We start from the raw sequence: 22,322 nt of genomic DNA, 5'->3' as shown, positions 1-22,322 counted from the left end.
ACTGTACGAGGCATAGAGAACTAAAAAACCGAAAACCATACCTCAAGTGCGCAAGCGTAAACTAATTAAGAGCATTAAATAGGAAAGGATTAAAAACTCAAACTATATTGCACCTCCATTGTAAGGACTGCTGCATCTGCTCCTTCTTGAACTCCTGCAGACATTCCTCTCGCACAATATCCCATGTTACTTCCTCACTAGCTGGCTCATAATTCTTATTCTGGATTAATCCATAAGGAGTACTGCCCCCCTTATCCGGCGTAAACAGAGTGTTCAAACCAAACAACATCTGTTCATTGAAGAGAAAATGGAAAACATCAGGTTTTTTCTGTGAACTCGCATGATGCAGTATACTGCTGTGATTATGCGTCGTATGAAGCAAGAAGTCTTTATATCCATCGCAGTTAGCAAAGTTCTTACAAAGCTCCTTTACTACCTCAAGACTACAGTTTCCTGCCGCCAAATTAAGCAAACTATTTCCGGTATTATTAACAGTATGATCCAAACTACCTGCCGCCTTGAGCTGCTCAATAAGAATAAGAGCACCTTCATTCCATCCGGTAAATAATGCAAAGTGCAGTGCAGTATCATGATTCATCGCTGGCATGCTCTTTTCACCAACAGTGACAGCAAGCTTCTCCTCACTTAGCCCGACTGTGCATTGATCAATACAAGATAAACAACGCGAATCGTTTAAAGCAGCCTTTAAAAGATCATCGTCTCTTGCCAAGCATGCAATATGTAGAGGCGTCAAATTATAAGGGAGAGACCACGATTTTAAATGCCTTTCAGGCCCCTTGAGTTCTGTAGCTATTGCTTTTGCCGCCCCCAGAAAGTCTCCGATACTCCCTGATTTTAGAAACCTCTCTGCCCCATTTACGTATTGCGAAGCCTTATGTTTTATTTTTTCAACAGCATCCGACATACATTGCTTATCAAAAGATGAAGGCAGGGCGTAAGAAGATACTGGACAAAGTCCTCCAGACATAACAACCTCTTAGTTTATGCTATCGCATCTTTTTGACTCATTACTTAATGAAAAGTTTCTTACAGCTACAATCCAGTCAACCATAAATATCTAATCTACCATTAACTATCCTCTCTTCTCTCCGATAAAGGAGTTGCCTGAATAAATCGTCGCCCCCCCAAATCTTTTGCCTTTATAAGGTTCCTGACCATGCCCAACAGAAGCCGAATCGAAAAAGACAGCCTTGGTGAAGTCTCTGTGCCAGCTGAGGCGCTCTATGGTGCCCAGACGCAACGTGCCGTGAACAATTTTCATATCAGCAACCAGCCTCTTCCTCCTACCTTTATTAGGGCCATCGCCCAGATAAAGCAGGCTGCAGCTAAAGCTAACCATGAGCTTGGGCTTCTTTCCGAAGAGTTAGCCAACGCCATCGCCAGAGCCTGTGATCAGGTGATTCAGGGAAATTTTCCTGGCAACTATGAGCAGCAGTTCCCAGTGGATATTTACCAGACTGGCTCTGGCACCAGCAGTAATATGAATGTAAACGAGGTGATTACTCAGCTGGTTAAACGTAAGAATCACCTGGAGGTTTCAGCCAATGATCATGTGAATATGGGACAGAGCAGTAACGATGTGATTCCTTCCGCTATACATGTTGCCGCTTCTGAAATGGTAAAACACCAACTGATGCCAGCAGTAGATCACTTGTTGAAAATTCTTGACCAGCGGGAGCAAGAGCTTGGCAGTATCGTCAAAACCGGCAGGACTCATCTTATGGATGCCATGCCGGTGACCTTTGAGCAGGAAATCAGTGGCTGGAAAGCACTGGTTCTGCAGGATCGGCAGCGTTTTCAGCAATGCATGGAAAGGCTGAATTCCCTGGCCATTGGTGGCACGGCTGTGGGTACCGGCACCAATACTCATCGGGACTTTGCTATAAAGGTGTGTGAACACTTACATCGAACCACCGGGATCACCTTTAAGCCCAGTGATAACTTCTTTGCATCGCTGAGCCTGCCATCAGCCGCCCTTGAGCTTTCTTCTACGCTGAAAAGTCTGGCGACCACCTTAACCAAGGTTGCCAATGACCTTCGCTGGATGAACAGCGGTCCTTTAGCTGGGCTGGGAGAAATAGAGATGACGGCTCTACAGCCCGGATCGAGCATCATGCCGGGGAAAGTAAACCCGGTCATTTGTGAGTGTGTACTGATGGCTTCGGCACAGATTACCGGCTTTGATACCGCCATCACTATCGGGGCCCAATCCAGCAACTTTCAATTAAATACCATGCTGCCCATGATAGGCAGTAACCTGATTAAAGGCATCACTCTGGCGTCCAATAGCTGTCGATTACTGGCGGATAAAGCACTGGCTGACTTTAAGGTTAAACAAGAGCACATCGACGAAGCGCTCTACAAAAACCCAATACTGATTACCGCACTGAACCCGGTAATTGGATACATGAAAGCCGCTGAAATAGCCAAGCAGGCCTATACAGAAAAGCGCTCGGTATTTGAGGTAGCAAAAGAGAAGACCAACCTGAGTGAATCAGAACTCAAAAAACTGCTGGACCCCATTCTGCTAACAAAGGGTGGCTTAGCTGAGTGATCGCGCCCTTTTTAACCACGAAGATCACAAAGGGTCCAAAGAAAGAAAAGAATGTCTTTTTCTTAGTGAACTTTGTGATCTTCGTGGTTAAAAACAACTCGTCAGTTACGATAGGCCAACCAGTACCACAGATACCCTGCGTATTCTCTGAGAGCCCGTTCACTGTCACTGAGGTGGCGGGCGCTGGGGAGCCACCGACTGATACGAAAAGAATCTTTCGAAGAGTCCGCCAGCATACCCGGTGCCGGAACCACATTAAATCCCGCCCTTTCGAAGCTGAGAGCAGCCCTGGCCATATGCCAGCCATGAGTCACGAGTAAAATGGACTGAATCTCTTCCGGCAAAACTTCACGGGCATAACGTGCGTTTTCCCAAGTCGTAGTACTTTGCTTCTCCAACCACTGGGTTTCTACACCAAAATCATTTTTAAGACTGTCTGCCATTATGGTCGCTTCCGGTCGGTAACCACCACCACTGACCAAGACAGGCAGGTCTGTCTGGTGATGCAGCCATGCTCCATAACGAAGCCGTTCAAGGGTATACATGGAAGGGCGAAAACCTGACATTTCCGGACTTTTACGGGGTAAGCCACCACCAAGAATTACAATAACCTCAGGCTCAACAGGCAACATTTGCTTCGGATTAAATACCGTGTAGCGTTCAAGGCTTCTGATCAATAGTGATGCAACAGGCTGAGTCGAAAAAAGATAAAGAATGACCAGTGCCAACCAAGCAACCCATGTTTTAAAAATCAATCCCATTATGATCAGCCAAAAGAGCAACATGAAAAATACAGGGCACCCATATAAAAATTCGTATCTGGAAGCTCATTACCAGAGAGCCTGTTCTCTGGGCAATCATTGTGACACTCAACCAGTTTGTCGAGCAAATACCTGCTGCCATTAATGTTCAGAATCACAATGCACATGATCAACTATCCTGAACAATCCTGTAGATTCAATTATAAGGTTTGCACTGTGCAAGGACCGTTTGAGCATTTAGTTCTGGAAATGGCTGTCATCTTTGGTGGCGCCTCATTACTGGGTACCCTGTTTGTCTGGCTTAAACAGCCCATTATTCTTGCTTATATCTGCCTGGGTATGCTGGTTGGCCCTTATGGCCTGAATGTGGTCATTAACGACGGACATATAGAAGCGGTCTCCACCATGGGCATTATTTTATTGATGTTCCTGCTTGGTCTGCATCTCCATCCCAGGAATCTCCTCAAACAGTTGAAACAGACGGCATTGGTTACCTTTCTTTGTTTGAGCACTGTCGGCGTCATGATCTGGGCAGTGCTTGTCCTTCTCTTTGGCTTCCCTTTTATTGAAGCGGTGATCGCTGGTCTGGCTCTGGCGTTTTCCAGCACCGTACTCAGCCTGAAACTGATCCCAACAACAACACTTCACCACAAAAGAACCGGTGAGGTAATGATCAGCATCCTGCTATTTGAGGATATTCTGGCCATTCTGACCATTCTGATTCTCTACAGCAGCAATGATGGTGGTGCCCATATCGACGCACTTTTACTCCCCCTGAAAACCTGTGCGTTTACACTGGGTGCCTGGTGTTTTGTCCGTTATATACTGCTACCTCTAATGGGCCGTTTTGACATTATCTCTGAATATATTTTCCTGGTCTCCCTCGGCTGGTGCCTGACGGCAGCCCAGCTGGCAGAATCTTTTGGCTTATCCCATGAAATTGGTGCCTTTATTGCCGGTGTCAGCATTGCCACATCTCCCATCTCACTATTTATTGCCGAGGGACTGAAACCATTAAGGGAGTTCTTTCTTATTCTCTTCTTCTTTTCAGTAGGCGCCCAGTTTGACCCGTTTCTTAAAAGTCATCTGTTATTAGCTATTCTCTTAACATCTGCCATCGTTTTAATCACCAAGCCCATCCTGTTCAAATACCTTTTGAAACGTTTGGCAGGAGAACGTAACGATAATGCTGGAGAAATGGGTTTGCGCCTTGGGCAAAGCAGTGAATTCTCCCTGCTGCTGGCCTATGGAGCCATGACTGCCGGGCGTATTCAGCAAGATACGGCATTACTGATTGAAGGTGCGGCAATCCTTACTTTTATCATTTCCACCTATGTGGTGGTATTCCGATTGCCAACACCTATTTCCCCCAGTAAAGAGCTGAGAAGTGATTAAAGCAATTTTCAGGTTACTTCTTTTCATAAGAAAGTCGCAAAGGCACGCAGAAAGCACTCTGCGAGCTTTTGTGCGTACCATTTTTAATGCAACGGCATACCGCACCCCATGTAATGCCGACCATCAAACTGAATCGTCACCGTGGTTGGGTAGGATTCATCATCAGCCATGGTGTCATCACACCGCTTTCCTTCAAGTGTTACAAGAAGCGTATTACCGTCGGCACTGGCTTTGTATTCAGTTGAGCCTGTTGCAGCATTACTGACAGGTTCTGGGGCAGTAAAAGTGTAACGGTCTTGACCGTAGTTAGTGACAAACAATATCTGCTCGCTGTTTCTAATCTCAAGAGTCCACCCAGGTTCATTACCTACAGCCCTGAAATCGACACCTCTCAGCTTTGCATCTTCCCAGATGGATTGCTTCCTATTAACTTTGCACTGCTTATACTCTTTACCATTGTACTCCAGCAGAGCCTCATCTTTTGAGCTCCAGTAGGTGATCTTGCCATTACTGAATTTTGCACCAGATGCTGAAACTACAACCGGTAGTTTGACCGTCTCTCCAGGCAGAAATACCCAAGCACTTGCTCCATTAGAATCACTCTCAATACTAGCTATAAAGTGAAAGCCTTGTTCACAGTCGTAGGCCAGAGTCACCGCTTTTCGCTCACTGTTTGAAGCAGCAGAGCCCTCAGTACTTATTCTCTCTGACTGTTTTTCTGCCAAGGATGTACAACCTGTCAAGACGATTGAGCTCAATATTGCCAGCCCAACGGCACACTTTGCTCTTACGAAGAAACAACTCATGCTCAATACTCTCCATGACCAGAAACTTGCAGCACAAACAGAGGTGGGGATTAACTACCGAATAATAGGGGGCTTATAGCTATCAGGCAAAGGCCTGAGCTCTGTTTACATAAGAGAAAAGACTTAAAAGATAAGCCTGTCATGATGAACATCAAAAAACAGCCCCTCCTGTTTCTATACAATCAGAACAAAATTTCTACACTCGTCTCATTTCTGCGGAACAACAACACCTTCAACACCCAAAAAATGAGCGCCTTTTTGTAAATCAGACGTGGTAAGGATCCTTCACATGAGGCCTTCTGAGGGGTGGTACCCCGAATGGGAAAAGTACATCCAGATTTTACAGGACAATGTCATTCCATCACTCGGCTGTACCGAGCCTATATCTACCGCTTATGCAACGGCGCTAGCCGTTGAGCTTCTGAGAGAACAGCCTGACCAGATCCAGGTATACGTCAGTGGTAATTTGATGAAAAACGGTATGGGTGTTGGGGTTCCCGGTACTGGCATGGTGGGTTTGCCGATTGCCGCAGCAGTGGGTGCCATTGGTGGAAACCCGGAAGCCGGACTTGAGGTATTAAAAGACATCACAATTGAGCACGTCTGTCAGGCAAAAGCCATGATTGATTCAGGCCAGGTTAGTGTTCAAATCAAGGATGTTCCAGAGGTACTGTACAGTGAAGTACTGGTTTCCAAAGGGGAAAGCATTGCACGGGTTATTATTAAGGACCATCACACCCAGGTGGTTCTGAAAGAATTAAATGGTAAAGCGGTCTTTTCTGCCCAGAGTAAAAACGATGACTCTCAAAAAGAAAGCGCCACCAGTAAACTGTCCGTTGCAAGTATTTACAAATTTGCCACTCAGGCACCCTACGACAGAATCCGCTTTATTCTCGATGCTGCTTGTTTGAACCAAACCATATCAGCAGAGGGCTTGAATGGCAGTTATGGCTTAAAAGTCGGTAAAACACTGAAACAGAACATCTCTCAGGGACTATTATCCGAAGACCTGATAACGCTGGCAATGATGCGCTCATCTGCCGCTTCCGATGCTCGAATGGATGGCGCCATGCTGCCCGCAATGAGTAATTCCGGCAGTGGCAACCAGGGAATTGCTGCCACCATGCCTGTAGTCGCTGTTGCAGATCATCTTGGCAGTGGTGAAGAAAAGCTGGCCAGAGCACTGATACTCAGCCACCTGATTGCCATTTATATCAAGACTCATCTTGATACTCTCTCCGCCATGTGCGGTGCCACAACAGCAGGCACCGGGGCCAGCTGTGGAATCACCTGGCTGCTTGGTGGCGAACGGGAACAGGTCGAATGCGCCATTTTTAACATGGTTGGCGATATTGCTGGTATTTTCTGTGATGGAGCCAAAGCCTGCTGTTCCATGAAGGTATCCACCTCTGCCGGAGCCGCCGTGAAGGCATCCCTGATGGCCATCAATAATATCCGTGTTTCCGGACAGGAAGGCATTATTGCCGGATGCGTTGAGGAAACCATTGATAACCTTGGTCTTTTAGGTAATCAAGGTATGCGGGAAACTGACCGGATGATATTGAAGATCATGACGTCAAAATCGATCTGAATATATTCACCACCGTGTTGTCTAATACTTGTTCCTAGAGTCCTTTATTGAACCAGTATCAGACAACCATTCATTAACAAGAAGGAAGAAGTAATGGCTGAAGCAATCAATACAGAAAAAGCACCTGCGGCTATTGGTCCCTATGTGCAGGCAGTGGATACCGGCTCCCTGGTCTTTACCTCTGGCCAGCTCCCTATTGACCCGGTAACCGGAGAAATGCCGGAAGATGTTGCTGCCCAGGCACTGCAGTCTCTGAAAAATGTTCAGGCAATTATTGAAGCCTCAGGCCTGACCATGAACTCCGTGTTTAAAATGACGGTATTTGTTAAAGACCTGAATACCTTTGCCACGGTCAATGAAGTCTACCAGGCGTTCTTTGATGGCTTGGGAGCCGGCTACCCTGCCCGCTCCTGTGTAGAGGTGGCACGTCTGCCAAAAGATGCTCTGGTAGAAATTGAAGCCATTGCTCAAAAGTAATTAGCAATAAAACTATCCCATCAAAAATCTACATCTCATGAGCTCTGTGCTTGTCGCTGGGCAAGCACACCACCCGATGCCAGATGGAAGCAGAGAGTGCTCCGCAAATCAGCATCGTTTCTCCACTAGCAGTTCCAAACGGCCTCTTTTATTCGAGCTGCTATTATGAACATTTAACCTTCAGCTGCCTTATATCAGTTAGGAGATAAGCATCTACCTGAAGAAATGCTTCTATTTTATTTAGCGAGGGTTCAATGGAAACTGTCAAACTATCTGATGGTCGCACACTGACTTATGACACTTATGGTGACCCTCATGGCTTCCCGGTTATCTTCAGTCATGGATTTGCCGACTCCAGACTAATTCGAAACCCTGATGATAATATTGCCAAGTCATTAGGCCTTTGGATGATTGCTGCAGATCAACCCGGTGTCGGAGGGTCTACCCCAAAAAAAGACCGCAGAATGGTTGACTGGGGGCCTGACATGGAACAGCTCGCCGACCATTTAGATTTGGGTAAATTTGCAGTTGCTGGCCATTCTGGCGGAGGCCCACATGCATTATCAATAGCCCTCCATATGCCTGAGCGTGTTACTCATGGTGTACTTGCCTCACCGGCAGGGCCATTTGACGAAGATGGATTTGCCAAAATGCTTGTAATGAAAGACCTCAAGCTGGTTGTCAAACTTCATCATTTTCATAATGTTTTGAAGTGGGCATATAAGATGGATATAAAAAAAGCCAAAAAGGACATAGGCTCGTATGTAGAGAATATCGCTGAAGGGGACCCTTCTGATGCAGATACTTTTCTATCTAACCCCGCCCAGAGAGAGATGTTCGAGGCAAGCTTTACCACCGGAATGGAGCAAGGATCTGAGGGGGTTTACGAAATGACTTTAGCCCTATGGCACTGGGGATTCGAGCTTGAAGATATAACGCAGCACTTTGATGTGTTTTACGGAGATGCGGACGATATAATCTCACCAGAAATGCCTAAAAGGGTTGCGGACCGTCTGCCCAACTCAACCGCGACTATCTGGAAAGGGGCGGGGCATTATGGTTTTATTGATACTGATCGTTGGTCTCAATTTCTCGGAGCCCTCAAGCATCAAGCTAACCGGACAGCAATTTAACAAAAATAATGGCCATCCATTAAAACTTTTACCTCTGCCTCTCATTATTTTTATTTTGAATAGCCTGGGCTATTACTTGAACCTGAGACAGATGATTGCTCCACAGCCCCTTCAAAGAAGTTACCAGCAACGATAAAAGGGAGGGGGTACCCCCCCCTTTTATACACTTATACAACTCCCCACAGCATTACTGCCAGTATCTGCGGTGACAAAATCCTCAAACACATAACCAGAGGATAAACCGTAGCGTACGATAGTGCAGCCGCTCCGGACTTTTCATGCAGGCTGTTGGCAAAGGCCAGCGCAGGAGGGTCCGTCATGGAACCTGCCAGCATTCCACAGATACTCAGGTAATTCAGTCCACCAAACATGCGACTGGTAATGCCTATAATCAGCAGCGGTACCAGAGTGATCACCGCACCGTACATCATCCACTGAAGGCCATCCCCATTCACAAGAATGTCGACAAAGTTCTCTCCGGACTTCAAACCAACCACCGCCAGAAACAGAACAATACCGATCTCCCTCAAAGCCAAGTTGGCACTGGGCGGCATAAACCAATATAGACGTCCAATACTGCCTATCCGACCAAGAATCAGTGCGACGAGCAATGGTCCTCCAGCCAAACCCAGTTTAAGTGCCGCTGGCAAACCAGGAATATGAAGTGGCACAGAGCCTAATAAAATACCCAGACCAATACCGATAAACACTGGCATCATCTGAACCTGCTGCAGTTTCTGCTGAGCATTACCCACCTGGTTGGCGACAGCATCAATAGACTCAGGGCGGCCAACCAGATTCAGGATATCACCAAACTGCAACGAGGCATCCCGGTTGGGCACCAGTTCGACACCGGAACGGTTCAGGCGTGAAACCACGACGTCGTAGCGTTGCTTGAATTTGAGGTCGATCAGTTTTTTACCCAGAACCTTTTCATTGGTCACTACTACCCGGGAGGTTCTCAGCTCTGTCCCTTTGGTCGTAAGAGAAGCATCCACTTCTTCACCGAGAATGAGCCGGGCATTCTGTAATTTCTGTCGACTGCCAACCAGATGGAGAATATCCCCCAGCTCCACTGTTGTATCGCCTTTGGGGACAACCAGCTCCTCTCCCCGCTTCAGTCGCGAGCAAACCAGCTCTCCATCATTCAGACCCGGAATATCCTGAATTGCCAGACCATCAATATTCAGGTTTCGGATGGCGACATTAATGGTGTACAGACTTTCCTTTCCAGTACCAGATACTTTCTCAAATTCTTCCGCTTCCTGGTTAACGTCTATCTTGAATAGCCGCCGGATAAACCACATGCTCAGCAGAATCCCACAGATACCAAATGGGTAAGCAACGGCGTAAGCAGAACCTGGCAGTGCCAGCATACTTTCTGGTGTCCCCAGCTCTGCCAGAATGCCAGTGCCTGCCGCCAGAGAAGGCGTATTCGTCACAGCGCCCGAATAAACACCCAGCACAACGGGCAAAGGAACATCAAACATCAGATGAAGTACGGTAGCGACTACGCCACCCAGCAGTACCAGCCCCGCAGCAAAGGCATTCAACTTCAAGCCACTGCTTTTCAGCGATGAAAAGAAGCCTGGCCCCACCTGAATCCCAATGGTGTAAACAAACAGAATCAGGCCAAACTCTTTGATGTATTCCAGGGTGTGGCTGTCCAGATGGATATCCATCTGGTAGACAAAATGCCCCACCAGGATGCCTCCAAACAGAACACCACCTATGCCCATACCAATGCCGCGGATGCGCCAGTTGCCTATCCACAGGCCCAGCACAGCCACCAGCGACAAGATCGATATGGATATCGCTATATCGCTCATTATATTTCCCGAAAATAAAATTCATGAAAAGACCAAAAATGCGCCACCACCTTACCAAATACTGACAATCTGACCGGATGATTCAGATCAATGTGGAAGAGCCTGCGTGTATAAATCAACATGAAAAGTGCGCTCAGGCAGGCAGTGTTGTATCCTAGCGGGTTATAAGTTCCCCTGACTCTTTGATTGGTTTTTCGTGATTTGTTTCAAGAAACGTATCAAAGCAATCCTTTACATTAAGCCCGTTGAGCGATGATGGAAGAGCATTACCAACCGCATCAGATTGAGAGCGAAGCCCAGAAATTCTGGGAAGACAATGACAGCTTTGCTGTCACCGAAGACAACAGCAAAGAGAAGTATTACTGTCTCTCCATGTTCCCGTACCCCAGCGGTCGGCTGCATATGGGGCACGTTCGTAACTACACGATTGGTGATGTGATTTCACGCTACCAGCGTATGCAGGGCAAGAATGTCCTGCAGCCTATGGGCTGGGATGCGTTTGGTCTGCCCGCTGAAAATGCGGCCATCAAAAACAAAACCGCGCCAGCACCTTGGACCTACGAAAACATCGACTACATGAAGGGTCAGCTTAAGCGCCTCGGTTTTGGTTATGACTGGAATCGTGAACTGGCCACCTGCAAGCCAGACTATTACAAGTGGGAGCAGTGGTTCTTCACCCAGCTCTACGAAAAAGGCCTGGTTTACAAAAAAATGGCCACCGTTAACTGGTGTCCTAATGATGCAACCGTTCTGGCCAACGAGCAGGTTGAAGATGGCCGCTGCTGGCGTTGCGACACGGTGGTTGAGCGTAAAGAACTGCCACAGTGGTTTGTAAAAATTACGGCCTATGCGGATGAACTGCTGGCAGACCTCGATAAGCTGGAGCACTGGCCTGACCAGGTTAAGGCCATGCAGCGCAACTGGATTGGACGCTCTGAAGGCATTCAGATGACCTTCAAGGTTGCCAACACTATTGATGGAGCACCTGAAGAGTTCAAGGTTTATACGACTCGCCCGGATACACTGATGGGTGTCACCTATGTCGGTATTGCCTCAGAACACCCATTGGCAAAAGCAGCAGCGGCTAACAACCCTGCTCTGGCTACTTTCATTCAGGATTGCAAATCCAACGCGGTTACTGAAGCAGAAATGGCGACCATGGAAAAGGTCGGTGTCGATACCGGCATCCGCGCCATCCATCCAATTACTGGTCGTGAAGTTCCCGTCTGGGCTGCCAACTTTGTACTGATGGATTACGGTACGGGTGCAGTGATGGCCGTTCCTGGCCATGACCAGCGTGACTATGAATTTGCCACTCGCTTTGGCCTGCCAATTGAACAGGTCATTGAACCAGCCAATGGCGAATCGATTGATATCAACGAAGCCGCCTTTACCGAAAAAGGCAAGCTGGTTAACTCCGGTGAGTTTGACGGTCTGACCTCAGAAGAAGCCTTCAATGCCATTGCCGATCGACTGATTTCAGAAGGCAAAGGTGAGCGCCAGGTTAACTATCGTCTTCGTGACTGGGGTGTAAGCCGTCAGCGTTACTGGGGAGCTCCAATTCCCATGCGCTACCTGGAAGATGGAACCGAGGTTACTGTCCCACTGGAAGACCTGCCGGTACTGTTGCCTGAAGACGTGGAGATGGACGGCGTTCAGTCTCCGATCAAAGCGGATCCTGAGTGGGCAAAAACCACCCATAATGGTCAGCCTGCGACCCGTGAAACCGATACCTTTGATACCTTCATGGAATCCAGCTGGTACTACGCCCGCTACTGCTCACCCAAGTCTGATGACCAGATGCTGAACCCCGAGCAGGCCAACTACTGGCTGCCAGTGGATCAGTACATCGGCGGTATTGAGCATGCAGTAATGCACCTGCTTTATTCCCGCTTTTATCACAAACTGCTTCGCGATGCCGGGCTGGTTGAGAGCGATGAGCCCTACAAACGCCTGCTTTGTCAGGGTATGGTGCTGGCGGACACCTATTTCAAGCTAGATGAGAAAGGTGTTAAACAGTGGATTGCTCCTACCGATGTTGACTCCGAGTTTGACGACAAAGGTCGCATGACTAAAGCTACCCTGAAAGAGACAGGAGAAGCCGTTGAGCACGCGGGCATGAGTAAAATGTCCAAATCCAAAAACAACGGTATTGACCCTCAGGATCTGATTGACCAGTACGGCGCAGATACCATCCGTCTGTACACCATGTTCGCTGCACCACCCGAGCAAACACTGGAATGGTCCGAAAGTGCTGTTGAAGGTGCAAATCGCTTCCTGCGCCGCTTCTGGAAACAGGCTGCAGAGCATATTGCCAGTGGTGATGTGGTTGCTATTGACCTGAATGCTCTGACAAAAGAACAAAAGGACCTGCGACGCAAAGTGCATGAAACCATCAATAAGGTTTCGGATGACTGTGAGCGCCGCCTGACCTTCAATACCGCAATTGCTGCGATCATGGAGCTGAACAACGCGATCAACAAATTCTCGGTAAATACTGATCAGGATCGCGCAGTGATGCGTGAAGCCATTGAAGCCACCACGCTAATGCTGGCACCAATCGCACCTCACGCCATGCACAGCATCTGGCAGTCTTTGGGGCATTCTGAGTCCGTACTGGATGCTTCATGGCCAGCAGCTGACGAAGAAGCTCTGAAAAAAGATGCCATCACTCTGGTGGTTCAGGTCAATGGTAAGGTTCGTGCAAAACTGGAAGTACCAGCAGGTCTGGATAAAGATGCCATTGAAAAGCTGGCTCTGGAACACGATAACGTCACTAAGTTCACTGATGGTCTGACAGTCCGCAAGGTGATTGTGATTCCCGGTAAGCTGGTGAACATTGTGGCTAATTAAGCAACTCAGTCAGGCAACAGCTTTCGACTGATAAAAATAAAGGGGCTTTTGCCCCTTTTTTTACAACCTAATATAAATGAAATCGAGAAAATAAATAAGCTTACTCATCTTCCATAAGATCCTCATCAAGAGGGTCATCATCCAACAGATAAGCGCCTCCTTCTCTCTCTCTTTCTTCCTCTTCTCTAATCTCTTTTTTACTCTTTCTTCTGTCTGAGCGATTACCTGTACCAAGACCTGCATTTGGCAAAATAATGGGAGGCAGCTGCTTTTGACCACTTTCCACTACCGGAGGAGGTTGAATAACTACTGAAAGGTTACTTGCTAAGATATTGGACGGCTGCTGATTTAACACACTGACTCCCTGACCAGGCATCATTTGTATCGCATTATTATTGGTACTGGGTTTATTTCCGGCCTCAGGGCGACCTGCTTCATTGCCACTATTTTCCCTGCCCGCAAACCTTTCTCCATTCTTCAGTTCATGATGGGGATTATCCGTTTTACCTAAAGGTTTCACGTGTTCGCCAAGAGTGTCCCTATCAGCCTGAGAGTTGAGAGCGCTATTCGCTTCAGACTTGAATGACTCAGAATTAAATTTCTGTTGAATCGGTGAGCTTTGCTGCTCTGAAGCAAAAGTGTACTGATTATTCAGTTCACTCAGAGAGCACAATGAATCAGCATCCAGCAGGAAACCTTCTTTCCCAACAAGCAGTAACATTTTTTCCAGATTGGATAAATCCAAGACTTTCTGAACCTCACCCAGACCTTCCTGAATAAGACGGTCAATCGCATTCGGTAACGGTAACGGTAATAGCTCACTAATCAAACGTGCATGAGGTAAGCTCGCACTGTCATTCTGAGAACTCGAATGACTATCGGAACGTACCTCACTAGTATCACTTGGCTGGCCAGCCCCCTCAATTACGCCAGCAGTAGCCAGTTGAACAACTCTGACCATCATATCTACCAGTTGCACTATAGGATTGTCAGCCAGGTCAGGTCTTTGGACTGCAAAGGCAAAAGTGCTTGGTATCAGTGGTTTGGCAGAATGAACAACAATTGACATATCTGGTAACGCCTTCGTTACCAATGGCGTATTAACCCGAGAAGAAGTTAACATTGGTGTTGCTGGCTGTGACGCATTGTTCACATTAAAGGGGGGACGTGGCTGTGACTTTACATCACGCTGAAATATGCTCTGCTCCAGCAATTTTGTAAAAAGCATCCCTCTAAGGTTCAACACCAGCCAGCGGTTTGTCACTGTTACGTGCCTGGAATTGCCATTCGAGTCTGAAAAACAGTGATGCTCTTCCCTTCTTATGTCTTGTAATTGATTTCTACTTTGGGGTGCATAGTCAGGATTCTGTGCAACTACTAGCATGGGGCCACCTGCCTAGACTAAAGCAAAGAATGCACTCTGCTATCATATTGAGCTAATTAGAATTATTCCCTATCCAGTTAAGACAGTCGAAATCCTGATTAGTTCCAGTATGATGGGGCAGTCTGAGCTTGAAGTAGCCGGGCAATGACCGGCAGTATGCAATCATCGAATGGAACTGAACATGTCAAAAGTACTGCAAATAGCTTGCCCCAAGTGTAATACAACCAACCGGGTTCCACAGGACAAGCTGAATGATGGACCCATCTGTGGTAAATGCAGGCAGCCCCTCTTTTCCGGTCAGCCAACAGAACTCAATGCAGGAACATTCCAGCGGTTTATCAATCAGACTGACATTCCTGTGATTGTTGACTTCTGGGCGCCCTGGTGTGGCCCTTGCAAGACCATGGCTCCTGCCTTCAACACGCTGGCAAATGAGCTTGAGCCTGCAGTCAGACTAGCAAAGCTTGACACCCAACAGCATCCATTACCTGCTCAGCAATTCAACATTCGAAGCATTCCCACCCTGATTTGTTTTCAGAATGGGCGCGAAGCAGATAGAGTTTCGGGAGCCCTGCCTGAGTCTCAACTAAGGCAATGGATTAAACAATTTATCCAATAACACTGACGAGTTTCGCAAAGAGCCGACAGGAAGCTGGCGCCCCCCTTGAATTGCTGGCAAAATTCTCAGTCATATTTAGATTTTATGGGTGAAGCAGGGTAATGGCGTGCTCCGTTTCTTAAAAGGATTTACTATTGTCGCAATTCTGGTAGCTATTATTTTGCCGGGAATGAGATACTTTTTATCCAGCAAAATCACATTGATGGTTAATCAGTGGATTGCCAATATCTCGCCTTATGCCCGTGTCAGCTATGAAAACATTGATATAGATCTGGCTGGAGCCATCAAGCTCCGTAATGCAACTGTAGATGCACAGTATGGCCAACAGCCCAACTTGAAAGTACAGCGTATATCCATTCGCTTCCCGGAACTTTACGATTTCTACCAGCTTGCCTTGAAAGGTGATTACTCACTGGTGCCAGACTCTCTTGCTATAGAATTGCAGGGAATGAATCTGTTTTTTCTGGATAGCCCGCACCTTGCAGAACACTATGCTGCTAGAAATAAGTTGTTAGGGACTCACTTATCAGGAACCTGTGAAAAAAACCTTTTATTTGGCCCTACACAACTCAAATCAATGGGATATACCCACTCCACGCTCCTGAATCTCGGACTCCAATACCGGTTCCATGATTTTAACCAAACGCTTGACCTTTCAATTGATTCCGAGATTCAAGGGCTTGGATTCATAACTCTCGGTATGTCCATTGACAACGTAAGCCATCTTGACTGGGAAACCATTAATAATGATAGGCTGGGACTTAAACAACTCTCCTTTTTGTATCAGGATGATGGCTATATACATCGAAGAGTTCAGTATTGTGCCCAACGATCCGGAGTTCCCACAGAAGAGTATATAACCAGAGAAGCATCACAGGATGACCGTTACTATGCGGCGTTATGGGGAGTTATTCCGGGAGCATCCATTCGAAGTGCATATCAACAATTTCTCTATTCACCACAAACCATTTCCATCAATTTGGGGTTGCAATCTCCGTTTCTCTTAGACAGACAGTACTGGAAAAACGCAATACCGGCTGTCAGTCAACTCTATGTATCTGTTAACAATAAAGAGATTATTGCCCCAGAGCTTAACATTATTCCAGAGGGTCTGAGTGGAAAAGTGGGAGATTTGCAGGCAATACTGAGTCACCCTGAACAGCCAGAAAAAGTCGACCAAAATACCAATAACATCACGATAGCTTCTCTCCATGAAGAAATAGACCAAAGAGCCATTTATGTTGGCCAACATGTCGAGTATAAGTCGGTTGAACTGACCAGTTTGACTGCAGATGAACGGCGACAAGTCAAAATTACACTGAGTAATGGGCGACAGTATGAAGGCTTTATTGATAGTCTCAATGAAAAGGAGCTTCAGTTAAAAAGCTTACATGCGGGAGGAGAAGTGGTTATGCCAGTACAGCTTGCAAGGATTTATCTACTTGAGATCATGATGTAATAGCCATCGCATTTTCCAAATACACTATTGAGATGGTGATTTGAACCGAAACCCTGTGTTGAAGCCTTTCGCTATAGCATCAATACAAATCGTCACTTCCTTTGGCCTTTCTTCCCAGCTAACAGTGCTCATAACGAGGTTGGACAATTTGATTGTTGCAAAAGATTGGTACAAGAAGGCCGGAAAATCTCCCGGCCTTTTACCCAATCAGATGATTAACTTTCCAATGCTGCCTGAATCCGCTGCCCATAATCAGCATCACACAGAGTGAAGTGCTGAATCATCCGCTGCTGCACAGATTCTGTCGCCTGCTTCAACCCACCGGCAATATTACCAATAAGCTGTCGCTTCTGATCTTCTGACATCAAACGATACAAATCACCTGCCTGACTGTAGTTGTCTTCATCACGGGTATCATAGGCCTTAATCCATGCATTTTCTTCCAACGGCATAGGAGGCTCGGCCACTTCAGGCTTTGGCTTAGGCGCCTGTTCCCGGTCATTTGGATAGAAGTTCACATTAGCATTCTGGTTATGCCCAGAGAATGGGCAGGCAGAGCCATGAGTCATGGCGCCATCACGCTGATAGTTATGAACCGGACACTGTGGACGGTTCACTGGCAGTTGCTGATGGTTGGCACCAATACGATAACGATGGGCATCAGCATACGCAAACAGCCGACCTTGCAGCATCTTATCTGGAGATGCACCAACACCAGGCACCATATTGCTGGGAGAGAATGCCGCCTGCTCTGTTTCCGCAAAATAATTATCAACGTTGCGATTCAGTTCCAGCTGGCCAATTTCCATCAGCGGAAAATCGGTATGAGGCCAGACTTTAGTCAGGTCAAAGGGGTTAACCTGGTAATTCCTGGACTGCTCTTCTGTCATCACCTGAATTTTCACAGCCCAGCTTGGGAAGTCACCCCGATCAATAGACTTCACCAGGTCAGACTGCATTCCATCAGCAGGCATTTTCGCAGCTTCTTCATTAGTCAGCGTCTTAATACCCTGATTGGTCTTGAAATGCCACTTAACCCATACGCGCTCACCTTTGTCATTCCACATGCTGAGAGTATGCGAGCCATAACCATTCATATGGCGTAATGACTTTGGGATACCACGGTCGGACATCAGAGTAGTGATTTGATGCATAGACTGAGGGTTACTGGCCCAAAATTCAAAATGGTGCGCAGGATCTGGCAAGTTAGTTCTTGGGTCTTTTTTCTGAGAGTGGATAAAATCCGGAAACTTGGCAGGATCTCTCAGGAAGAAGACCGGCGTATTGTTACCCACGATGTCATAATTACCTTCCTCGGTATAAAAACGAAGAGCAAAGCCACGAACATCGCGAACAAAGTCTCCGGAGTCCTGACCACCGGCTACCGTTGAAAAACGCAGGAATACATCTGTTTTTTTATCAATGCCCTGCATAAATTTGGCAATAGTCAGATCTGACAGATCTTTGGTCAGAGTAAATGTGCCGTGAGCCCCATAGCCTCTGGCATGAACCACTCGCTCAGGAATACGCTCTCGATTAAAATGAGCCAGCTTCTCAAAAAGACGATAGTTGTCGAATGTCAGTGAGCCGCGTTCACCTGCTGAGATGCTGTTATTGTCTTCAGGAACAGGAGCCCCATTAGCAGTAGTAAGGTACGTGTTATCTGTCATTTTCCGCCTCCATGGGCGCTGCAAATGCCATCAATGGCGTTACGAATATGACAACGAGTGTATAATCGTACCGGTGATAGTGAGTATTGATTTTGATTAATCACCATAATTAATAATTATTATCGTTCTAACCAGACTCTGTTGAGAGCCTTCATCAGACTATCCAGTCGAAAAAAAACAAAAAACGATATTATTAACTATAAAACTTGCATGAAATTTGGCGAAATAATCAAAATATAACTACTCTCAGCAAGAATTGTTCTCTCATTAAAATAACTGAACCAGTGGTCAGGTATCGGGAAACCATTCGTTTACTGCCATCAACTGATTACAAATGTAATGTGACCGCAATAAAAAGAGCCCTATAAAACAATTCTGCTGCCAGAGAGGTGAATAATGAACGGTGACAAGAACCTGATCATTGAACAAATTACCATTGTGGGTGGAACCCACGGTAATGAATACATCGGACCTTTCTTCATCCGCAAGGCAGAGCAAACCAACATTTATCAGGATAATCCCATAGTAGTGTCAACGCTTCTGGCAAACCCGGAAGCCTTTACCCAAGCCAGGCGTTTTATTGATCAAGATCTGAACCGATCATTTTCTTCCGATATTCTCACTGGCAACCAAGACCAGCATGAGTGCCAGCGGGCAAGGGAAATTTCCAGACACTTTTCTCAGGGACTGTCTCAGAACGAGTCGGGCCAACACTTCATTATTGATCTCCACAGTACAACCGCCAATATGGGCATTACTCTGATCGTGAGAAACAATGAGCCGCTAAACCTTCGAACAGCGGCCTATGTTCAGAAAAACATGCCCGAAACCCGGATCCTGCTCAGCGATATGGATCATGTTCAGCATCAGTCTTTAAACAGTATTTCACGTTTTGGTATTGTCATTGAAGTTGGCCCCTTACCCAATGCGGTTCTTCGTCATGACCTTTTTGAAGCCACCGAGAGAGTAGTCGATCTGGTAGTTAAGTTCCTGACGCTCAGTAAAACCCGTAAGGAGCCCAAACTTCCTGATGAAGTGACGGTATTCAAGTTCCGAGAAAAAGTGCCTTATCCCAGGGATCAAGAAGGAGAATTGACCGCAATGGTTCATAAGGATCTTCAGGATCGTGACTATCGCCTGCTGGAAACCAGTCACCCCATATTTATGACATTTCAAGGTGGTGAAATCAGATATTCGAGCGAACCAGGCTACCCAGTATTTATTAATGAAGCAGCTTACTATCTTGAAGATACTGCCTTTATCATCACCGACAAAGTTGAAGCCTCCCTCAAGTAAACGTCTGCGGCTCAATACTGATTGCTGTTCATTTTCAATAAGGTATGGCAATTGCTGCCTGAGCTCACTTCGCTTTCCTGAAATCGAAACCACAATCTGCCAATGGGCTAGCAACCAACAATACATCCAGCATACTTACCTAAAAAAAATCACCAGCATTTCGAAAGACATCTAAAAACTTCGTAAACTACTGATAAACAAGAAAAGATATTGACATAAGTCAAAACGAAAATGAGTGAGACTACTGATAATGATTCTGATTTAATCCACAAGAAGAACTGGACGATGAATAATTCCCACTCTGGAAAATGCCCCGTTATGCACGGCGCGGTAACCGAGAGCGGCAAGTCGAATGTTGACTGGTGGCCAAAAACACTAAATCTAGACATTCTGCATCAGCATGATCAAAAAACCGACCCGATGGCTCCGGAGTTTAACTATCGCGAAGCAGTGAAAACTCTCGACTTTGCCGGCCTTAAACAAGACCTTAAAGATCTGATGACTAACTCTCAGGAGTGGTGGCCTGCCGACTGGGGACACTACGGCGGACTAATGGTGCGTATGTCCTGGCACGCCGCCGGTACCTATCGTATTGCCGATGGCCGTGGCGGTGCCGGTACCGGTAACCTGCGCTTTGCGCCATTGAACTCCTGGCCCGATAACGCCAACCTGGACAAAGCCCGTCGCCTGTTATGGCCTATCAAGAAAAAGTACGGTAATAAACTGAGCTGGGCTGACCTGCTGGCTTATGCAGGCACTGTCGCTTATGAATCCATGGGACTGAAAACCTTTGGCTTCGCTTTCGGTCGAGAAGATATCTGGCACCCTGAAAAAGATACCTATTGGGGCTCTGAAAAAGAGTGGCTGAAGCCAAGTACTGAAGAAGGTGGACGCTACTCCGGCATGCGCGACCTGGAAAACCCATTGGCAGCGGTTATGATGGGGCTGATTTACGTCAACCCAGAAGGTGTGGATGGCAACCCGGACCCGCTGAAAACCGCCCACGATATGCGCGTCACCTTTGAGCGTATGGCGATGAATGATGAAGAAACGGTTGCCCTCGCAGCCGGCGGTCATACCGTGGGTAAGTGTCATGGTAACGGTAAAGCAGAATTATTGGGTGAGGCTCCAGAAGGTGCTGAACTGGAAGATCAGGGCCTGGGCTGGCTTAACAAAACCAGCCGGGGCATTGGTCGCAATACCGTGACTTCCGGTATTGAAGGCGCCTGGACCACCAACCCGACCCAGTGGGATAACGGCTACTTCCACCTGCTGTTCAAATACGACTGGGAACTGAAGAAGAGTCCAGCCGGAGCACACCAGTACGAACCTGTTGACATTGCTGAAGAAGATAAGCCGGTTGATGTGGAAGATCCATCCATTCGCTATAACCCCATCATGACCGATGCGGATATGGCTCTGAAGGTGGATCCGGAATATCGCAAGATTTCCGAACGCTTCCGTGATGACCAAGCGTACTTCTCAGAGGTATTTGCCCGCGCCTGGTTCAAGCTGACCCACCGGGATATGGGACCGAAATCCCGTTATCTCGGTCCGGATGCACCTCAGGAAGAGCTTATCTGGCAAGACCCGGTACCTGCTGGCAAGACTGATTATGATGTGGATGCGGTTAAGGCCAGAATTGCGGCCAGTGGTCTGAGCAACAGTGAAATGATCACCACTGCCTGGGACAGCGCCCGTACCTTCCGAGGTTCCGATAAGCGTGGTGGTGCCAATGGTTCCCGTATCCGCTTCGACTTCCAGAAGGATTGGGAGGGCAACGAACCCAAACGTCTGGAAAAAGTACTCGCTGTACTGGAGCCTATTGCTGCCGAAACCGGCGTCAGCGTGGCAGATGTGATTGTTCTGGCCGGTAATGTTGGTCTGGAAGCCTCTATTAAAGCGACTGGCTTTGACGTTAAGGTGCCATTTGCTCCCGGCCGTGGCGATGCGACGCTGGAGCAGACGGACGTTAAGTCTTTCGAAGTGCTTGAACCTCTGCATGATGGCTTCCGCAATTGGCTCAAGAAAGATTACGTGGTCGCTGCTGAAGAGATGCTGCTCGATCGAGCTCAATTAATGGGACTCTCTGCCCACGAAATGACAGCTCTGATTGGCGGTATGCGTGTCCTGGACACTAACTATGGTGGCACCAAACACGGCGTCTTAACCGATCGCGAAGGTCAGTTGACGACCGATTTCTTCGTTAACCTGGTAGACATGAATTACACTTGGATACCGGCCGCTGATGGGCTCTATGAGATTAGGGACCGCCAGACCGATACCGTGAAGTGGACCGCTACCCGTGTTGACCTGGTATTTGGTTCCAACTCGATTCTGAGAGCTTACGCAGAAGTGTACGCCCAGGACGATAATCAGGAAAAATTCGTTCGCGACTTCGTAGCAGCCTGGACCAAAGTAATGAATGCAGATCGCTTTGATCTGGCTTAATCTCGTAAACTGCTGGAATCCAA

Annotated in this window: 16 protein-coding genes; 10 read left to right on the top strand and 6 right to left on the bottom strand. The window is 47.2% G+C overall.

What is annotated here, in order from left to right:
• Positions 1-97 precede the first annotated feature (97 nt).
• A complete protein-coding gene (locus GV64_RS06630) occupies positions 98-988 on the bottom strand; it encodes an ankyrin repeat domain-containing protein (RefSeq protein ID WP_152553946.1) in 891 nt (296 codons plus the stop codon).
• Positions 989-1,177: 189 nt separating this feature from the next.
• On the opposite strand from GV64_RS06630, the gene GV64_RS06625 reads away from it, so the two are divergent.
• Positions 1,178-2,575: a class II fumarate hydratase gene (locus GV64_RS06625; protein WP_020580900.1), complete on the top strand. Its 1,398-nt coding sequence runs from the start codon at positions 1,178-1,180 to the stop codon at positions 2,573-2,575.
• A 101-nt stretch (positions 2,576-2,676) separates the two neighbouring features.
• Here the strand turns inward: GV64_RS06625 and GV64_RS06620 are convergent, their stop codons facing one another.
• Positions 2,677-3,336 (bottom strand): YdcF family protein, encoded by a 660-nt coding sequence (locus GV64_RS06620; RefSeq protein WP_157236891.1) that lies wholly within the window; start codon positions 3,334-3,336, stop codon positions 2,677-2,679.
• Positions 3,337-3,552: 216 nt separating this feature from the next.
• On the opposite strand from GV64_RS06620, the gene GV64_RS06615 reads away from it, so the two are divergent.
• On the top strand, positions 3,553-4,731 hold the full coding sequence (locus tag GV64_RS06615; RefSeq protein ID WP_157236893.1) for a cation:proton antiporter: 1,179 nt from the start codon (positions 3,553-3,555) through the stop codon (positions 4,729-4,731).
• An 83-nt stretch (positions 4,732-4,814) separates the two neighbouring features.
• Here GV64_RS06615 and GV64_RS23650 read toward each other — a convergent pair whose 3' ends face one another.
• On the bottom strand, positions 4,815-5,537 hold the full coding sequence (locus tag GV64_RS23650; protein WP_081622021.1) for an MliC family protein: 723 nt from the start codon (positions 5,535-5,537) through the stop codon (positions 4,815-4,817).
• A gap of 289 nt (positions 5,538-5,826) precedes the next feature.
• Here GV64_RS23650 and GV64_RS06605 point away from each other — a divergent pair, with 289 nt between their 5' ends.
• From GV64_RS06605 to GV64_RS06595, 3 genes are all read left to right on the top strand, one after another.
• The gene (locus GV64_RS06605) at positions 5,827-7,128 is read left to right on the top strand and encodes an L-cysteine desulfidase family protein (RefSeq protein WP_020580905.1); all 1,302 of its coding nucleotides are present in this window, start codon (positions 5,827-5,829) and stop codon (positions 7,126-7,128) included.
• A gap of 93 nt (positions 7,129-7,221) precedes the next feature.
• Complete coding sequence (locus GV64_RS06600; RefSeq protein ID WP_020580906.1) at positions 7,222-7,605, top strand: RidA family protein; 384 nt, start codon at positions 7,222-7,224, stop codon at positions 7,603-7,605.
• A gap of 254 nt (positions 7,606-7,859) precedes the next feature.
• Positions 7,860-8,738: an alpha/beta fold hydrolase gene (locus GV64_RS06595; RefSeq protein ID WP_020580907.1), complete on the top strand. Its 879-nt coding sequence runs from the start codon at positions 7,860-7,862 to the stop codon at positions 8,736-8,738.
• Positions 8,739-8,905: 167 nt separating this feature from the next.
• Here GV64_RS06595 and GV64_RS06590 read toward each other — a convergent pair whose 3' ends face one another.
• Positions 8,906-10,567 (bottom strand): putative transporter, encoded by a 1,662-nt coding sequence (locus GV64_RS06590; RefSeq protein ID WP_020580908.1) that lies wholly within the window; start codon positions 10,565-10,567, stop codon positions 8,906-8,908.
• A 255-nt stretch (positions 10,568-10,822) separates the two neighbouring features.
• Here GV64_RS06590 and leuS point away from each other — a divergent pair, with 255 nt between their 5' ends.
• Positions 10,823-13,420 carry a leucine--tRNA ligase gene (gene leuS, locus GV64_RS06585; protein ID WP_020580909.1) on the top strand — a complete coding sequence of 866 codons (2,598 nt, stop codon included), beginning with the start codon at positions 10,823-10,825 and terminating at the stop codon, positions 13,418-13,420.
• A gap of 100 nt (positions 13,421-13,520) precedes the next feature.
• On the opposite strand, the gene GV64_RS06580 is transcribed toward leuS, so the two are convergent.
• Positions 13,521-14,489, bottom strand: a complete 969-nt coding sequence (locus GV64_RS06580) for a hypothetical protein (protein ID WP_152553945.1) — start codon at positions 14,487-14,489, stop codon at positions 13,521-13,523.
• A 496-nt stretch (positions 14,490-14,985) separates the two neighbouring features.
• Here GV64_RS06580 and trxC point away from each other — a divergent pair, with 496 nt between their 5' ends.
• Both trxC and GV64_RS06570 read left to right on the top strand, forming a co-directional pair.
• Positions 14,986-15,423, top strand: coding sequence for a thioredoxin TrxC (gene trxC / locus GV64_RS06575; protein ID WP_020580911.1), 438 nt, complete (start codon positions 14,986-14,988; stop codon positions 15,421-15,423).
• A 106-nt stretch (positions 15,424-15,529) separates the two neighbouring features.
• Positions 15,530-16,882 carry a hypothetical protein gene (locus GV64_RS06570; RefSeq protein ID WP_020580912.1) on the top strand — a complete coding sequence of 451 codons (1,353 nt, stop codon included), beginning with the start codon at positions 15,530-15,532 and terminating at the stop codon, positions 16,880-16,882.
• Between the two features lie 215 nt (positions 16,883-17,097).
• Here GV64_RS06570 and GV64_RS06565 read toward each other — a convergent pair whose 3' ends face one another.
• Positions 17,098-18,552 carry a catalase gene (locus tag GV64_RS06565; RefSeq protein ID WP_020580913.1) on the bottom strand — a complete coding sequence of 485 codons (1,455 nt, stop codon included), beginning with the start codon at positions 18,550-18,552 and terminating at the stop codon, positions 17,098-17,100.
• A 396-nt stretch (positions 18,553-18,948) separates the two neighbouring features.
• Between GV64_RS06565 and GV64_RS06560 the strand changes: the two genes are divergently transcribed.
• Both GV64_RS06560 and katG read left to right on the top strand, forming a co-directional pair.
• Positions 18,949-19,848 (top strand): aspartoacylase, encoded by a 900-nt coding sequence (locus GV64_RS06560; protein WP_020580914.1) that lies wholly within the window; start codon positions 18,949-18,951, stop codon positions 19,846-19,848.
• Between the two features lie 285 nt (positions 19,849-20,133).
• The gene (katG, locus tag GV64_RS06555) at positions 20,134-22,299 is read left to right on the top strand and encodes a catalase/peroxidase HPI (RefSeq protein ID WP_026258022.1); all 2,166 of its coding nucleotides are present in this window, start codon (positions 20,134-20,136) and stop codon (positions 22,297-22,299) included.
• Positions 22,300-22,322 lie beyond the last annotated feature (23 nt).

Origin of the sequence: Endozoicomonas elysicola (assembly GCF_000710775.1) — a bacterium.
Classification (GTDB): Bacteria; Pseudomonadota; Gammaproteobacteria; order Pseudomonadales; family Endozoicomonadaceae; genus Endozoicomonas; species Endozoicomonas elysicola.
Note: the sequence above shows the minus strand (reverse complement) of the source record. Positions and strands in the feature narration are given on the sequence as shown.

Excerpts from the sequence above, each read along its gene's own strand:
- GV64_RS06625 (WP_020580900.1), top strand. The coding sequence starts at position 1,178 with ATGCCCAACAGAAGCCGAATCGAAAAAGACAGCCTTGGTGAAGTCTCT.
- GV64_RS06595 (WP_020580907.1), top strand. The coding sequence starts at position 7,860 with ATGGAAACTGTCAAACTATCTGATGGTCGCACACTGACTTATGACACT.
- katG (WP_026258022.1), top strand. The coding sequence starts at position 20,134 with ATGAATAATTCCCACTCTGGAAAATGCCCCGTTATGCACGGCGCGGTA.
- GV64_RS06590 (WP_020580908.1), bottom strand. The coding sequence starts at position 10,567 with ATGAGCGATATAGCGATATCCATATCGATCTTGTCGCTGGTGGCTGTG.
- GV64_RS06605 (WP_020580905.1), top strand. The coding sequence starts at position 5,827 with ATGAGGCCTTCTGAGGGGTGGTACCCCGAATGGGAAAAGTACATCCAG.
- leuS (WP_020580909.1), top strand. The coding sequence starts at position 10,823 with ATGGAAGAGCATTACCAACCGCATCAGATTGAGAGCGAAGCCCAGAAA.
- GV64_RS06620 (WP_157236891.1), bottom strand. The coding sequence starts at position 3,336 with ATGGGATTGATTTTTAAAACATGGGTTGCTTGGTTGGCACTGGTCATT.
- GV64_RS06560 (WP_020580914.1), top strand. The coding sequence starts at position 18,949 with ATGAACGGTGACAAGAACCTGATCATTGAACAAATTACCATTGTGGGT.
- trxC (WP_020580911.1), top strand. The coding sequence starts at position 14,986 with ATGTCAAAAGTACTGCAAATAGCTTGCCCCAAGTGTAATACAACCAAC.
- GV64_RS06580 (WP_152553945.1), bottom strand. The coding sequence starts at position 14,489 with ATGTCAATTGTTGTTCATTCTGCCAAACCACTGATACCAAGCACTTTT.
- GV64_RS06600 (WP_020580906.1), top strand. The coding sequence starts at position 7,222 with ATGGCTGAAGCAATCAATACAGAAAAAGCACCTGCGGCTATTGGTCCC.
- GV64_RS06565 (WP_020580913.1), bottom strand. The coding sequence starts at position 18,552 with ATGACAGATAACACGTACCTTACTACTGCTAATGGGGCTCCTGTTCCT.
- GV64_RS06630 (WP_152553946.1), bottom strand. The coding sequence starts at position 988 with ATGTCTGGAGGACTTTGTCCAGTATCTTCTTACGCCCTGCCTTCATCT.
- GV64_RS23650 (WP_081622021.1), bottom strand. The coding sequence starts at position 5,537 with ATGAGTTGTTTCTTCGTAAGAGCAAAGTGTGCCGTTGGGCTGGCAATA.